The organism is Aquabacterium sp. (genome assembly GCF_036273115.1).
Lineage (GTDB): Bacteria > Pseudomonadota > Gammaproteobacteria > Burkholderiales > Burkholderiaceae_C > Aquabacterium.
On record NZ_DASUIN010000027.1, the window covers coordinates 20273 to 32559 of the forward strand.

Sequence of the window (12287 nt, forward strand, 5' to 3'; positions counted from 1 at the left end):
AAAATTCTCGAGCACGCTTATTCCACAATGCGCTATGGCGCAGATACTGTCTGGCCGAGTTGAATCACGGCAAGGGCGTAATAGCTGGACTGGTTGTAGCGTGTCACCGCGTAAAAGTTCTGAGTTCCCAGGACCAAGGTGGGGGTGTCGTTTCCGTTGAGTAATTGAACCAACGCCAGCTTGCCGGAATGTTCTCGCGCTTCTCGCGGCAATACGGCTCCCATGGCCTGCATTTCATCCGCCGTGAAGGTCGGAACGATATCTGGGGCCAGCAGTTTCTCCAGAGCATTCGCATCGGTGGGGGGCGTCACTTCGAAGTAGCCTGGCTCGCCTGTTCGCCAACCGTGCGCAGCCAGGTAGTTGGCCACGCTGCCGATCGCGTCAACTGGGCTGCGTTGCAAATCAATGCGGCCATCGCCGTCAAAATCTATCGCGTATCGACGAATTGAACTGGGCATGAATTGAGGCCAGCCAATGGCGCCTGCATAGGAGCCTTGAACAGCTTGGGGGTCCAGACCTTGTTCCTGGCACAGTTTCAGAAACTCTCCGAGTTCCTTGCGGAAAAATGCGCTGCGATCTGATCGGCCGCTGGGGAAGTCCAGGCTCAGTGTGGCGAGCACATCCAGCACCCGGAAATTGCCGGTTTGCCGTCCATAGATGGTTTCAACACCCAGTACCCCGGCGATCACCCATGCGGCGACACCGAATTGCTGTTCTGCGCGCTTGAGCTCTGTTGCTTGAGCCTTCCAGAACGCCTGCCCCGCACGAATGCGAACCGGTTCGACAAATCGGCTGCGGTAGGCCGCCCAATTTTTTGCCGTGCTGCTGGCGGCGGGCATGATCAGTCGAGTCACCGTTTCTCGATAACGGGCTTGCGAGAGTTGATTCCAGACCCACTCGGGGGGCATGCCCAGGCTTTGCGCTAGCGCTTGCGATAAAGCTCTCGCGTCTTCGCGTTGACCATAGTCTGAGCCGTTGCGCGGTGGGCTTTTACTGCGAACCGACAATGTTGGGGACATGGTCAGTGCCGGGGGCGTCGGCGTGCCATCTTGCGTCGAAGGCGAGGGGACTGATGCGCCCTCATTGATACCTGGGGCTTTGGATGTCTCTTGCCTCGAGGCGCAGGCGCTCAGCAAAAGTGTCAGAGCCAGGCTGGTCAGGGAGGCTAATCGGTAGCGGCTGCGGCGCAGATGAGTGCGGGGCATGAATCAGACAGTGGGGCAGATGCAGAGCAGTCAGTGTGCCCGAGTTTGCCCTCTCGCTTTGATCTGACGCCATTGGCGGGCACATTGTTCGATTCGGGCAACTCGTTGTTTGACCTCTCGCATGTTGGCTCCCGGGGGCGAAGACGGCCCATAGCGCAGGGCGTCGAGCGCCTGCAGTTCCTCCAGCAGTTGGAAAACCAGATCCGATTCGGCCGAGTTGCCTGACCAGGCGCTGAGGCGTCGATGCCACGCCAGGGCCGGTGCGGGGCTGGGGCTGTTCTCTGGGGCAGGCAGGCCGCAGTCTCGCAAAGCCCGGTCGATGCGGTTTTGGTATTTTTGCCAAGGCGTGCGAGCCTGTTTGGGACGATTCAACCAAAGCCAGCCGATGCCCAGCGCACTGAGCGCGGCCATCACCGTGGCGCACAAGCGAATCAGCGCGACCCAGTCTGGCGACTTCCAGCCCCAGTTCTCCAGCAGTTCCAACTGCCGTCCGCGGGAGTATTCCAGCACCCACACGTTCCAGCGGTGGTTGCTGGCTTCGAGAAAAGCTTTGGCATGTTTCAACAGCGGCGAGTCGAACGGGGGCAGGGCCCGGCCCAAACCTTGCCTTGGGCGAGGCAGCGATTGGCTGAGCTGAATGCGGTCGGGTGAAACCGCCCCCGTCGGGTCGGCGCGCACCCAGCCTTCGCCGGGTTGCCAGAATTCTGCCCACGCATGAGCGTGGTTGTTGCGTACCACCCAGAGTCCATCGACGGTGTTGCGCTCCATGCCTTGATAGCCGGTTATGACTCGCGCGGGCACGCCCATAGCCCGCATGACCACCACATAAGCCGTGGCGAAATGTTCGCAAAAGCCCGTTTTGCGGTCCATCCAGAAGCGGTCGATCAGGTTGCGCTCCAACTCGCCGTCGTCGTTGGTGGGGGAGTCGCCGGGGCTCAGTGTGTAGGAGTAGCCCTGAGACGCAATGTGATTCATCACCGCCTGCGACAGGGTTCTGGGAGACGTCGCGCTATCGAACGATCGGCGCAATGACACAGCCCATTGGGTGGTGCGTACGTTGAGGCCTGGAGGCAGTTGCAGCAAATCGACCAATTCAGGGGACGGCAATTTAGGCCCGGACTCGAACCGAGGCCATGCCTGCGCGGCCCATTGCGTTCGCTCCCGAACGGGTGCCGGCGTTGACCACAGAAGTCCTTGCCGGGTGGGGGCCCCGATGCCCAAGGTGTTGGCCTGAAGAGATAGGGTGCCCTCTAGGACCGGCACGATATTGAGCCGAGTTGGCTCCAAGGTCATTTCGTATTCGATGGGGTCTCCCTGCACTCTGACAGCGTTCAGGTCGAAGTCGGCTGGCGCATGTTGCCCCATGGGCTTGCGAGTCACCCAGTTGCGACCATCGAACAACTCGAGCACGGGGCCACGGAAATAGCGTTGTGCTGGGGCGGGGACCAGGCCCGAAAACTTCAAGCGCATGGCAATGCCATCGTCTTGTGCCAGTTCGGCCACATGGCCCAGGGTCAGTTGATCCGACAAGCCAATGCTGGCTTGGGCATCTGATGGTGCCGTCCACAATGGTCCGATCCGAGGAAACAGCAGGTAAAGCAGCAGCATCGCCGGCAGCCCCATCAAGATGGTCTTGCCTGCCGCCTTCATGGCCGACCAGATGGTGGGACGATACAGCGGGCGTTGCGCCAGCACCAAAGAGGTCAACAACCCCCAGAACACCAGGCCCATCATGAGCGCCGTCACAATGCTCTGAGAAAACAGGAACTGCGTCAGGATCAGGAAGAAGCCCAGCGCGGTGATCACGAAGGCATCGCGACGCGCGCGCAACTCGAGAGTTTTCAAGCCCGCCAGTACCGACACCAGCGTGACGCCTGCTTCACGTCCGAAAATCGATTTGAAGCTCAAAAAGGTGAGGGCCACACTGATGCCCAGCGCCACCAGCAAAGTCCAACGCGGGGGCAGGGCGCCATCATTGATCGCCAGGTGGGCTCGCCATGCCAGTGCGCCGGTCACGCCCACCAGACACCACCCAGGCAAATGGCCCGCATGTGGGTAGATGCTCAAAGCCAGCACCGCCAGCAGCCAGAGCGTGTCGCGGCCTTCCCGGCTCAGCGCCAATGCCGGTCGTGTGGCCCTCATTTGTGCCCCCACATGGCCAGGGTATCCAGGCAGTGCCGCAAATGCCGCGGTCCGCGGTCGCATTCAATGACCTGATCCGGCAGGACGAGGCCATACAACTGACCCTCTTCCTGCGCGCGCTGTTCTGCTTCCAGTAGCCAGGTGGCCAGTCGGCTCAGGCGAGCTTCCACTGCCAGGCCTTGCAGGCCGGGCGTGAGATGCCAATCCAGCTTCAGGTCAGGCGTTCGCCCAGAAATGGCCTCTCGTGTGACCAGACCGCTGCCGGAGGCCAGCGCATGGCTGGACTTTTTCCAGGCAATCCAGCGCAGAGGGTCACCGCGTCGGTAGTCGCGCAAGCCCTCGGGCATGGACTCAGCATGGCGCGCGTGTTCTCTGGCTGCCTCCGACTGCTGTGCCCCGATGGAGTCTGGCAAGGGCGGTGCATGGGGGTCGAGAGCGGGCCAGACCAGCGCTCGTGCGTGGGGGCGCCAATAGCCCCAAGCTCGAAAGAGACCGAGCGGGTATCGCGTTTCGATGGTGATGCGAGGAATCACAAGCCAGCCGCGTTGGTGTGTGGCCACGTCCAACTCCACTGTCGAGTCGCTGCCGGGTGCGAGCTCCACATCCTGTGGGCAGCCCGGCCCCTGTCGTGTGCCCTCTGGTGCTCGCGGGCCTGCGGTAATGAGCAAGCCCAGTCGACCTTGCTTGCGATGCTGGTTGCTCAGCACCACCTGCAGGCTCAATACGTCGCCGGCATGCACATGACGCAGGGGCAGCAAGCGCATTGACACCCCGTGCAAATTGGCATGCGTCTGGTACAGCGCAGCCAGGGCAGCGCCGCCCAGCATGAAGCTCAAGGCATAGCCCAAATTGACCTGCTCGTTGATGGACGCCAGCAACAACACCATGAACACGCAAGCAAATGCCCATCCAGCCTTGCTGGGCAGGATGTAGAGGTTTTTCTGAGTCAGTGTGAGCTGATCCTGGCGGGGGAGGCGGGCTTCCCACCAATTCCGCCACCAAACATGCCAGGGTTGCGCCCAGCCGGGCTGGTCTGCTCGACGCTGGTTTGCTGTGGGCTGGCTCATGGAACCGGCGTCGACTCCAGCAGCACGCGGGCTTGAGCCGCTGCGCTGCGGCCACTTTGGGGCAGAGGCATCAAGCGGTGCGCCACGGCGGGAACCCACAAGGCTTGAATGTCTTCGGGGGAAACATGCCCGCGTCCAAGTACGAGGGCTCGGGCCTTGGCCAGCCTCAGCAACGACAGTCCGGCGCGGGGGCTGAGCCCCTGGGCAAACCAACTGCCATCGCGGGTGGCTGTCAGCAAGGCCTGCAGATAGTCCAGCAGGTTGTCAGATACGTGAATGCCTGAGACTCGGTCTTGCCATTGCTGCCATTCCGTCTGGCTCATCAATGGTCGAATCTGCTGTAGCGACAGACGCTTGTCTTCGCCTGTCAGCAAGGCGCGCTCGGCAGCCGGCTCGGGGTAGCCCAGCGACAGTCGCATGGCGAATCGGTCCAGTTGCGACTCGGGTAGCGGGTGGGTACCCAGTTGTTCCGAAGGGTTCTGCGTGGCGATCACGAAGAAAGGCGAGGGCAGTGGACGGGTTTCCCCCTCGACCGAGACTTGCCGCTCCTCCATGGCTTCGAGCAAAGCACTCTGCGTGCGGGGGCCTGCTCGGTTGATTTCATCGGCCAGCAGCACTTGGGCAAAAACCGGTCCTGGATGAAAGACGAAAGCTTCTTTCTGTCGTTCATAGACGCTGACCCCGATCAAGTCGGTTGGCAGGAGGTCAGCCGTAAACTGAATCCGTGAAAAGCTCAAACCCAAAGACCGGGCCAAGGCCTGAGACAGCGTGGTCTTTCCCACACCGGGAACGTCCTCGATCAGCAGATGCCCTCCAGCCAGAAGGCAGATCACGCTCAGGGTGACCTGATCGCGTTTGCCCACAATGATCGTGCTAACCTGATCAATGAGCTGAACAATCTGAGATGCCTTGTGCGCGGAGGTGGCGCCAGACGCCATGACGTTGTGCAAGTCGTTGCGAAGCATTTCGCCACCATAACCCAAACCGGCTACGCGTGCGGCCCCTTTCTGACCCATGGCAACAGGCTATTTCTCACATCCCGATTGTTTGTCTCACGAAATGGGGGCGGGCCACCCCGAGTGCCCGGAGCGAATCGGCGCCATTGAAGATCAATTGCGGGCACAGGGCCTGGATGCCTTGATGATTCCTCAAGAGGTCCCACTGGTCGCGCAGTCTGATCTGGCGCTGGCACACGACCTCAACTACATCCTCACCCTGGATGATTTTTTGCGGCAGCTGGAGGAAACCGGCGACACCCGGGCGCTCGACCCCGACACCTGGGCCTGTCCTGGGACTCGATCGGCCGTGTGGCGATCGGCCGGGGCCGCTGTGGCGGCCACTGACGCTGTGATCGACGGGCGCCTGGACAACGCCTTTTGCGCCATCCGGCCCCCCGGTCACCACGCGCCGCGCAACCACACCATGGGGTTTTGTTTCGTCAATAACGTGGCAGTGGCGGCTCGCCACGCCCTGGATGTGCGAGGTTTGAGCCGTGTGGCCATCGTCGATTTCGACGTGCATCATGGCAACGGCACCGAAGACATTTTTGCCGGTGACGACCGAGTCCTGATGCTGAGTTTCTTCCAGCATCCGTTCTACCCTTTCAGCGGAGCTGAATGCGCTGCCGCCAACATGGTGAATGTGCCCCTGCCTGCACGCAGTGATGGCAAAACCGTACGCGAAGTGGTCGAGGCCTACTGGCTGCATAGGCTGGACCATTTCCAGCCCGAGATGATTTTCATCTCCGCGGGTTTTGATGGCCACAAGGAAGATGATTTGGGCGGCATGGGGCTGGTGGAATCGGACTACGTCTGGCTCACGGCAAAATTGATGGAAATCGCCAACCGCCACGCCAGCGGCCGCATCGTGTCTTGCCTGGAGGGGGGGTATAACCTCAGCTCCCTGGCCCGCAGTGTGGCGGCCCATGTCCGTACCTTGATCGAAGGCTGAGCCCGTCCTCGGGTTGGCCCTGCTTTTTGAATGACATCTGTACCCGACCATTCGACTCGCCCCCTGACCGCCGATGAGTTGGCGGCGCTATGGGGCCATCTGCACGAACGCTCGGCCCTGATCGAAGCGGGCCTGTTGGCCGTTTGTCTCGGGTTAGCCTGGTTGGTGGTGCGTTTCTGGCGGGGGCGCCAGTCTTCGGCCGGCTCGGTATGGTTTGGTGAGCATGTGGTCGACGGCGTGCTGTTTCCCGTGCTGGCCTTGCTCTTGTCGATTGGGCTCAGGCGTGTCTTCATCGACGAATTGCCGATGGCGGTCTTTCGAGTCGCCATTCCGGTGTTGGTGTCTTTGGCAGTCATTCGGCTCACCGTCAAGGTTCTCAAGGCAGCCTTCCCTGCGTCGCAGGCGGTCAAGGTGGTCGAGCGAACGGTGTCCTGGCTGGCTTGGCTGGGAACGGTTCTCTGGATCACTGGCGCTTTGCCTCTCATTCTTGAGGAACTGGATGCCATCACCTTCAAGCTGGGGGCATCCAGAGTCTCGGTGCGCAACCTCATCGAGGGGTCACTCAGCGCGGTACTGGTTTTGATTCTGTCCTTGTCCTTGTCCTCGGCCATTGAGTCGCGGCTGCTGAAGGGGGCGGGGGACAACCTGTCTTTGCGCAAAATCGCCGCCAATGCCATCCGAGCCCTTTTGCTGACCCTGGGCTTGATCATGGCCCTGTCTGTGGCCGGCATCGATCTCACCGCGTTGTCCGTGTTGGGCGGGGCTGTGGGTGTGGGGGTGGGTTTCGGCCTGCAAAAGCTCGCTGCCAACTACGTCAGTGGCTTTGTCATCCTGGCTGAGCGCAGTTTGCGCATTGGCGACCTTGTCAAGGTCGACAACTTTGAAGGCCGCATCACCGACATCAACACCCGCTACACCGTGCTGCGCTCCTCGGGGGGGCGCGAGGCCATCGTGCCCAACGAGGTGCTGATGACCCAGCGTGTCGAAAACGCCTCACTGGCCGACACCAAGCTCATGTTGACCACCGTCGTGCAGGTCGAGTACGGGGCCCAACTGGATACGTTGTTTCCTGCGTTGAAAGCCGCCATCGCTGAGGTGCCTCGTGTACTGCAAGACCCAGGGCCAGCAGTACACCTCAGTGCCTTTGCGGCAGACGGCCTGGAATTGACCATCGCGTTCTGGATCGTTGACCCTGAAAATGGGCAAATGTCCGTGCGTTCAGACGTCAACATGGCCGTTTTGCGTACCCTCAACGAACTGGGGGTCGACATCCCCTTCCCGCAAAGGGTGGTGCGTCAGGCGTCTTCGCATGAGGTATCCTCCGCCGCACGATGAATCTTTCGCTACCTCCGGCGGCGCGAGACAGCTGGCCCGATCTCACGCTCGCGTTGGCTGCTGCGCTTGCCGTCACCTTCCTGGCCGGCCCTGGCTGGTTGGCCGCGCTGTCCTGGCTCACCCTGGCCTGGGTGATTCACCGCGGCCGCGAAGAGCCGCGCGCGGTGCCTGCCTTGCCGGGCGCCGTGTTGTCGCCAGCCGATGGTCGCGTGGTCAAAATTGAACCGGCTCACGACCCCTATGCCCAACGCGATGCCGTTCGGATCAGTGTTCTCATGACGCTGTTTCGTGGGCATGCCAATCGGGCCAGCGTCGACGGTGTGGTGCGACAGGTGCATTACCATCCCGGTCGCTGCTTCAATGCCAGCCTCGACAGCGCCTCCTCGGACAACGAGCGCAATGCGCTGGTGATTGACTCCCATGGTCGCGTCGTGACGCTGGCGCAGATCGCTGGATTCGTCGCCCGACGCATACTGTGTCATGTCAAACCGGGCGATACCTTGATGCGCGGACAGCGTTTTGGGTTCATCCGCCTGGGCTCGCGCGTTGACATCTATCTGCCCACCGATGCGGTTCTGAATGTGGCTCCCGGCGACAAAGTCTCTGCCACCACCACCATATTGGCGACCCTGCCTACAACATGAGTGATCACAATCTTTCTCAAAGCGGTACCCCCCGGGCCGCCGATGTCCTGATCGACGATGTCGATGATGCGCCTCGTCCGCGTCGCAAAGGCATCTATATCCTGCCGAACTTGTTCACCCTGGCTGCGCTATTCGGTGGCTTTTACGCCATCGTCATGGCCATGAACGGTCGGTTCGAGCAGGCCGCCATCGGCATTTTCTGCGCCATGGTGCTCGACAGCCTAGACGGCCGGGTTGCGCGCATGACCAACACCCAGAGCGCTTTCGGCGAGCAAATGGACAGCCTGTCCGACATGGTCTCCTTCGGCGCGGCGCCAGCCCTGATCGTCTATGAATGGGCACTCAAAGGCATGGGCAAGGCCGGCTGGATTGCCGCATTTGTCTATTGCTCCGGAGCAGCTTTGCGTCTGGCTCGCTTCAACACCAACATTGGCGTGGTCGATAAGCGCTTCTTCCAAGGTTTGCCCAGCCCCGCAGCGGCGGCCTTGGTGATGGGGTTGATCTGGGTCGTGACCGACATCGGTGAAAGCGCCAAATCACTGCCGTGGATGGTGTGGCTGGCCTTTGGCTTCACCCTGTACGCGGGCCTGACCATGGTCACCAACGTTCCGTTCTACAGCTTCAAGGATGTGAACTTCCGCCGCACTGTGCCCTTCATTGCGGTCGTGGCCATCGCCTTGGGCATTGCCGTGATCACGATTCATCCGCCCATCGTGCTGTTCGGTGTGTTCGTGTTTTATGGGCTGTCGGGTTATGGCGTGTATGTGTGGAAGCGCATGAAGGGCAAGCCCGTCAGCGTGATTTCCACCTCCACCGACGAGCCCGATGAAGCCGGCCTACATCGCTGATAGTTTTTTCCAGTGTTAATGCCGGTTTTCAGGCCGAAGCACCGTGTTATATTTTCTCCATGACGAATTTCAGCCACTTCCCTCTACTACTCCTAGGAGTGCCAAGGGCGCGCTGATCGCACACGTCTGTACTTTGTAGTACCGCATCACGGCCCGCTAGCACCATAGCCCGCGGGCCGTTTTGTTTTCAGGAAAGATCATCATGACCGACAAGCTCATCATTTTCGACACCACTTTGCGCGACGGCGAGCAGTCGCCTGGCGCTTCCATGACGCGTGAAGAAAAGCTGCGCATTGCGCGTCAGCTCGAGCGCATGAAGGTCGACGTCATGGAAGCCGGCTTTGCTGCTGCCTCCAATGGCGACTTCGAGGCCATCAAGGCCATCGCATCGGTCATCAAAGATTCGACCGTGTGTTCGCTGGCCCGTGCCAACGATCGCGATATCGCCCGCGCTGCTGAAGCGCTCAAGGCTGCTAACTCCTGGCGAATTCACACCTTCATTGCGACCAGTCCGTTGCACATGGAGAAAAAATTGCGCATGTCTCCCGAGCAAGTCCTGGAGCAGGCGAAGCAAGCTGTGCGTTTCGCCCGCAACCTGACGGCTGACGTCGAGTTCTCGGCTGAAGACGGCTACCGCTCCGAAATCGACTTCCTGGCTCGCGTTTGCGAGGCCGTGATTGCCGAAGGGGCCACCACCATCAATATTCCTGACACGGTGGGTTACGCCATTCCCGAGTTGTATGGCAACTTCATCAAGACCTTGCGCGAGAAGGTGCCCAACTCTGACAAGGCCATCTGGTCGGTTCACTGCCACAACGACTTGGGGATGGCTGTGGCCAACTCGCTGGCTGGCGTCAAGATCGGCGGCGCTCGTCAGATCGAGTGCACAGTCAACGGCCTGGGCGAGCGCGCCGGCAACTGCGCGATGGAAGAGGTGGTCATGGCCATCAAGACCCGTCGCGATTACTTTGGCCTGGACGTTGGGGTGGACACCACTCAGATCATGCCGGCTTCGCGGCTGGTCTCTCAAACCACGGGCTTTGTGGTTCAGCCCAATAAGGCTGTGGTGGGGGCCAACGCCTTTGCTCATGCCTCAGGCATTCACCAGGATGGCGTGCTGAAAGCTCGCGATACCTACGAAATCATGCGCGCAGAAGACGTGGGCTGGGCCGCCAACAAGATCGTGCTGGGCAAACTGTCTGGTCGCAACGCCTTCAAGCAACGCCTGGAAGAGTTGGGCATCCATCTGGAATCGGAAGCCGAAGTCAACGCCGCATTTGCCAAGTTCAAGGAACTGGCTGATCGCAAGAGCGAAATCTTCGACGAAGACATCATTGCTCTGGTGGGTGACGAAAGCGTCACCAGCGAGCAGGAGCATTACCGCCTGGTGGCCTTGTCTCAGCGCTCCGAAACGGGTGAGCGTCCTCAGGCTGAAATCGTCTTCGCTGCTGGCGGTCAAGAGCACAAGTCGGCCAGTGAGGGCAATGGCCCAGTTGATGCGACGGTCAAGGCAATCGAGGCTGTCGTGAAAAGTGGCGCAGAAATCGTCCTTTACTCCGTGAATGCCATCACCTCGGGAAGCACAGAATCTCAAGGTGAAGTGACCGTGCGTCTGCAATTGGGTGGGCGTGTGGTCAACGGCGTCGGGGCCGATCCTGACATTGTTGTCGCGTCAGCCAAAGCCTATCTCTCTGCGTTGAATAAGTTGTACAGCGATTCGGAAAAGGTGGCGGCTCAGGGTTGACCCTGAAGCGTGGGCGAAATCGGCAAGCTCACTTTACAAAAAGCGCGTAAGTCCTTGATCTTGTGCGCATTTTTGTTACACTTGCCGTGTAAGGAAAGGGCTGTATCTGTGACACGCATGAAGTTTAAAAATAACTGGTTGGCAGTCGTTGTGGCTTCGGTGATGTCGGCCAGTCTGGTTCTGCCGGCGCAAACTGCTGAAGCAGCAACCCGGGCGAAGGCTCAGCCCCGCGCCGTTGCCAAGTCGAAAGCCCCTGTCAAAGCCCGTGCCAAGGCGCCTGTCGCCGTTCGCAAAGCGGCGGTTGCTCCCGCTCGCAAGGTGAGCAAAGCCGCTCGTCCCGGTCGCGTGGTTCGCGCAGCCTACGTGCCGGTTGCCGCGGCGGTGCCTGAGTTCAAACCCGTCGAGGTCAATGCGCCTGCACTGCTGGCCGGCAAAGTCGCTACGGCGCCTTCCAGCAGCATGGCGGCGGCATCGGGCGCCTCTGGCGCTTCCTTTGGCCAGCTGTACGGCTTGCATCGCACCAATGACCCACTCGATCTGAAGTCGAGCGCAGCCTTGGTGGTCGACCAAGATACCAACGAGGTCTTGTTTGCCAAGAATTCTGAGGCGGTATTGCCCATCGCGTCGCTGACCAAATTGATGACGGCGACCGTCATCACCGATGCGCGACTGTCGATGGATGAGATGATCACGGTCACTGCCGAAGACGTTGATACGGAAAAGAACAGCAGTTCTCGTCTCGCCGTAGGCAGCACGCTGACACGTGGCGAATTGTTGCATCTGGCGCTCATGTCGTCGGAAAACCGTGCAGCTCACGCACTGGGGCGTACCTATCCCGGTGGCCTGAGTGCTTTCATCACGGCCATGAACAACAAGGCCCGCGCCTTGGGTATGACTGACACCCGCTATGTTGATCCAACTGGGCTCAACAGCCGCAACCAGTCCAGCGCAAAGGATCTGGCGGTTCTGGTCAAGGCTGCTTATCAGCAGCCGCTGATTCGCGAGCTGTCCACGTCTCATGAATACACCGCCCGTGTCGGGTCGCGTCAGGTTCAGTTCCATAACACCAACAGCCTGGTGCGCAGCCCTTCCTGGGACATCGGTCTGCAAAAGACGGGCTATATCGTCGAAGCGGGTCGTTGCCTGGTGATGCAGGCACGCATGGCTGGGCGCAAGTTCATCATGGTCTTTCTGGATTCCGCCGGGAAATACTCGCGTCAGGCGGATGCCGAGCGCGTGCGTCGTTGGATCGAAGTGGCGTCCAAGCGCAACGCGGTCAGTGGCTTCGCCGCCCAGAAGACGACATCCTGATCGTTCCCAGGTCTCAGCAGTGCCGTTTGGCCTGCGATCGA

General features: G+C 60.5%; 10 protein-coding genes. 6 read left to right on the top strand and 4 right to left on the bottom strand.

Translation table 11 applies throughout. The annotated features are described in order from the left end of the window. Positions 1 to 32: 32 nt before the first annotated feature. The 4 genes from mltB to VFW72_RS11820 all read right to left on the bottom strand — a co-directional run bounded on the left by mltB (position 33) and on the right by VFW72_RS11820 (position 5352). Positions 33 to 1019, bottom strand: coding sequence for a lytic murein transglycosylase B (gene mltB / locus VFW72_RS11805; RefSeq protein WP_329674502.1), 987 nt, complete (start codon positions 1017 to 1019; stop codon positions 33 to 35). Positions 1020 to 1235: 216 nt separating this feature from the next. After that, complete coding sequence (locus VFW72_RS11810; RefSeq protein WP_329674503.1) at positions 1236 to 3347, bottom strand: transglutaminaseTgpA domain-containing protein; 2112 nt, start codon at positions 3345 to 3347, stop codon at positions 1236 to 1238. Beyond that, positions 3344 to 4414 (bottom strand): DUF58 domain-containing protein, encoded by a 1071-nt coding sequence (locus VFW72_RS11815; RefSeq protein ID WP_329674504.1) that lies wholly within the window; start codon positions 4412 to 4414, stop codon positions 3344 to 3346. Before VFW72_RS11815 ends, VFW72_RS11810 begins: the two co-directional genes overlap by 4 nt. After that, positions 4411 to 5352, bottom strand: coding sequence for a MoxR family ATPase (locus VFW72_RS11820; protein WP_329674529.1), 942 nt, complete (start codon positions 5350 to 5352; stop codon positions 4411 to 4413). Before VFW72_RS11820 ends, VFW72_RS11815 begins: the two co-directional genes overlap by 4 nt. A 76-nt stretch (positions 5353 to 5428) precedes the next feature. On the opposite strand from VFW72_RS11820, the gene VFW72_RS11825 reads away from it, so the two are divergent. The 6 genes from VFW72_RS11825 to pbpG all read left to right on the top strand — a co-directional run bounded on the left by VFW72_RS11825 (position 5429) and on the right by pbpG (position 12246). Continuing rightward, the gene (locus tag VFW72_RS11825; protein WP_329674505.1) at positions 5429 to 6364 is read left to right on the top strand and encodes a histone deacetylase family protein; all 936 of its coding nucleotides are present in this window, start codon (positions 5429 to 5431) and stop codon (positions 6362 to 6364) included. Between the two features lie 30 nt (positions 6365 to 6394). Then, entirely contained in the window at positions 6395 to 7699 is a 1305-nt protein-coding gene (locus VFW72_RS11830) for a mechanosensitive ion channel family protein (RefSeq protein ID WP_329674506.1), read from the top strand. Then, the gene (locus tag VFW72_RS11835; RefSeq protein WP_329674507.1) at positions 7696 to 8343 is read left to right on the top strand and encodes a phosphatidylserine decarboxylase; all 648 of its coding nucleotides are present in this window, start codon (positions 7696 to 7698) and stop codon (positions 8341 to 8343) included. Before VFW72_RS11830 ends, VFW72_RS11835 begins: the two co-directional genes overlap by 4 nt. Further along, positions 8340 to 9191 carry a CDP-diacylglycerol--serine O-phosphatidyltransferase gene (gene pssA, locus VFW72_RS11840; RefSeq protein ID WP_329674508.1) on the top strand — a complete coding sequence of 284 codons (852 nt, stop codon included), beginning with the start codon at positions 8340 to 8342 and terminating at the stop codon, positions 9189 to 9191. The genes VFW72_RS11835 and pssA overlap by 4 nt, the downstream gene beginning before the upstream one ends. A 202-nt stretch (positions 9192 to 9393) precedes the next feature. After that, positions 9394 to 10935: a 2-isopropylmalate synthase gene (locus VFW72_RS11845; protein WP_329674509.1), complete on the top strand. Its 1542-nt coding sequence runs from the start codon at positions 9394 to 9396 to the stop codon at positions 10933 to 10935. A gap of 117 nt (positions 10936 to 11052) precedes the next feature. After that, the gene (gene pbpG, locus VFW72_RS11850; RefSeq protein WP_414638795.1) at positions 11053 to 12246 is read left to right on the top strand and encodes a D-alanyl-D-alanine endopeptidase; all 1194 of its coding nucleotides are present in this window, start codon (positions 11053 to 11055) and stop codon (positions 12244 to 12246) included. Positions 12247 to 12287: the final 41 nt, after the last annotated feature.

Bases quoted from the DNA above. Each gene is read 5' to 3' on its own strand.
- mltB (WP_329674502.1), bottom strand. From the start codon at position 1,019: ATGTCCCCAACATTGTCGGTTCGCAGTAAAAGCCCACCGCGCAACGGC.
- VFW72_RS11810 (WP_329674503.1), bottom strand. From the start codon at position 3,347: ATGAGGGCCACACGACCGGCATTGGCGCTGAGCCGGGAAGGCCGCGAC.
- VFW72_RS11815 (WP_329674504.1), bottom strand. From the start codon at position 4,414: ATGAGCCAGCCCACAGCAAACCAGCGTCGAGCAGACCAGCCCGGCTGG.
- VFW72_RS11820 (WP_329674529.1), bottom strand. From the start codon at position 5,352: ATGGCGTCTGGCGCCACCTCCGCGCACAAGGCATCTCAGATTGTTCAG.
- VFW72_RS11825 (WP_329674505.1), top strand. From the start codon at position 5,429: ATGGCAACAGGCTATTTCTCACATCCCGATTGTTTGTCTCACGAAATG.
- VFW72_RS11830 (WP_329674506.1), top strand. From the start codon at position 6,395: ATGACATCTGTACCCGACCATTCGACTCGCCCCCTGACCGCCGATGAG.
- VFW72_RS11835 (WP_329674507.1), top strand. From the start codon at position 7,696: ATGAATCTTTCGCTACCTCCGGCGGCGCGAGACAGCTGGCCCGATCTC.
- pssA (WP_329674508.1), top strand. From the start codon at position 8,340: ATGAGTGATCACAATCTTTCTCAAAGCGGTACCCCCCGGGCCGCCGAT.
- VFW72_RS11845 (WP_329674509.1), top strand. From the start codon at position 9,394: ATGACCGACAAGCTCATCATTTTCGACACCACTTTGCGCGACGGCGAG.
- pbpG (WP_414638795.1), top strand. From the start codon at position 11,053: ATGAAGTTTAAAAATAACTGGTTGGCAGTCGTTGTGGCTTCGGTGATG.